We start from the raw sequence: 1,907 nt of genomic DNA, 5'->3' as shown, positions 1-1,907 counted from the left end.
CTAACGTCCCTGTATATGGCTCGTAGCGTGCAAATTAAACAATTAGTTTCGGATGAAGCACGAGCCGAATTTTTAAATTTTTCTTATTATCTTTTTTACTCAATAAGCCAAATTTAAAAATTTGGCGGACTCGCAAATATACCTTAACTTTGAATTAAGCAACTACCTAGCTATGAGCTATATGCGTTGTTAGCACACGTACTTATTCCCATTCCAGTTTTTCCATTTTGAAAATATTTACGTTTTTTGTTATGTCAGTTCGTTCAATTGTGATGTTTATGTCAACAGGTAAATGTGGTGAATTTGCACTTAATCCAATATGATTAACATTGCCAATTAATATAGTTTGTTCATCATCAATTCCTTTAATTTTCATTGGATTTTCAAGTGTAATTTTTATTAGCTTACCGACAGTTGGTTCTAAATCTTTGTGTCTTAAATCTTGAATTTGGTTTTTATTTAATTCCATTAATTACAGTTTTTAGTTATTTCGTCATAAGCTTTACTATTTCCTAATTCGCCAGCTTTTGAAAAATCAGAACAAGCCTTTGATTTTTTATCAAGTTTTAAATATGATAATCCTCTATAATAATATGAACTTGCATTTTTTTCGATTTTAAGTGCTTTGTCCATATCATTTACGCTCTTTTCATATTCTCCAATATGATAGTATAGTTCTCCTCTTGTGTCCCAAATATAAGCCTCTGTTTTGTCCAATTCTAAAGCTTTATTTACAAGAGGTAGAGCATCTTCGTAATTTTTAAGATTTACCAAGCAAAAAGCTTTATTGTTATAAACTGTTGACATTTTATAAATTGTCGGTTTAGCTGTTTTTTCTAATTCAATAATCCTGTCATAATCATTTATTGCTCCATATCTGTCATTTAGCTCACTTTTACACATAGCTCTTAAAAACAAAACGTCTGTATTATTTTGGTCGTTTTCAAGATGCTTTGAGTAATTAAAAATTGCATCTGCAAATTTTTCATTTTTTTGAAGTTGAAATCCTTTATCAGCATAATTAACATTCACATCATTATTTTGACTATTAGATGAAGTTGATTGATTGTTATTATTTTGTTGATTTACCCAAATATTGTAATCTGATATTATTTCTCGAATAGCATTTTCTGTTTGATTTAAGTATTTTGTTGCTCTTGCTAAATCGCCATCTTCTATTTTGGTTAAATCATTATATTCTTTATCAAGTCTTGATAAAAAACCATTTTCAGAAATTTGTGGTTTTAATTCCAAAATCCACTTCTTCATATTATAAAGATATTTTTGATTTGCATCATACCTTTTTTGCAAGGTCATTGCAACATTTGAAATTTCGCTTGATGACATTGGCGTATAGCTTGATGTCGTAACTTTAGAATATCTATTTTGTGCAAAAGCCACAAAAGATATAAGCATAAAAATAATTGGTAATACTTTTTTCATAATTTTAATTTTTACCTGAATAAAGGAATTCAGTTAACGATTCTGAACTCCAACTGTTAGTGAATAATGGTTTAATAGGTGTTATTGATGTCATTGGTCTCATTGGCGACATTTCTTGCATACTTTTCATAGGTTCGATATTTGTCATCATATTAGTTGCTCCTTTTCTCGCTCCAACTGCATTTCCTCCATCATCTCGCATAATTCCGTCTTCGTACCAACCCAAGAAATTTCCATTAAACCCAAAAACACACATATCATTTCCATCATTTTCTAAAAAAGCAACTGGTTTTCCGTTCCACAAATAGATTGTTGCATCTTCATCATAATCAATATATGCTCTCGCATTTCCTTGACTATCATATAATGTTGTTTCTTGCGCATTGACTGTAAATGCGACAAATAATAATAAAATTAAAAAGTTGAATGTTTTGTTCATAGTTTGTTTCGTATGTGTGCTAACG

The 1,907-nt window shown here is 29.7% G+C and carries 3 protein-coding genes; all 3 read right to left on the bottom strand.

Going from position 1 to position 1,907, the window contains the following annotated elements; all coding sequences use genetic code 11:
* Positions 1-202 precede the first annotated feature (202 nt).
* The gene (locus LB449_RS13730) at positions 203-469 is read right to left on the bottom strand and encodes a hypothetical protein (protein ID WP_224455690.1); all 267 of its coding nucleotides are present in this window, start codon (positions 467-469) and stop codon (positions 203-205) included.
* The gene (locus tag LB449_RS13725; RefSeq protein ID WP_224455689.1) at positions 469-1,443 is read right to left on the bottom strand and encodes a tetratricopeptide repeat protein; all 975 of its coding nucleotides are present in this window, start codon (positions 1,441-1,443) and stop codon (positions 469-471) included. The genes LB449_RS13730 and LB449_RS13725 overlap by 1 nt, the downstream gene beginning before the upstream one ends.
* A gap of 4 nt (positions 1,444-1,447) precedes the next feature.
* A partial coding sequence (locus tag LB449_RS13720; protein WP_224455688.1) for a 4-fold beta flower protein occupies positions 1,448-1,907 on the bottom strand: 460 nt, incomplete at its 5' end.

Source organism: Psychroflexus lacisalsi (genome assembly GCF_020164495.1).
In the GTDB taxonomy this organism is placed as follows: domain Bacteria; phylum Bacteroidota; class Bacteroidia; order Flavobacteriales; family Flavobacteriaceae; genus Psychroflexus; species Psychroflexus lacisalsi.
The sequence above is the reverse complement of the archived record's forward strand: the minus strand, read 5'-3'. Positions and strand labels throughout refer to the sequence as shown.

Bases quoted from the DNA above. Each gene is read 5' to 3' on its own strand.
- LB449_RS13730 (WP_224455690.1), bottom strand. From the start codon at position 469: ATGGAATTAAATAAAAACCAAATTCAAGATTTAAGACACAAAGATTTA.
- LB449_RS13725 (WP_224455689.1), bottom strand. From the start codon at position 1,443: ATGAAAAAAGTATTACCAATTATTTTTATGCTTATATCTTTTGTGGCT.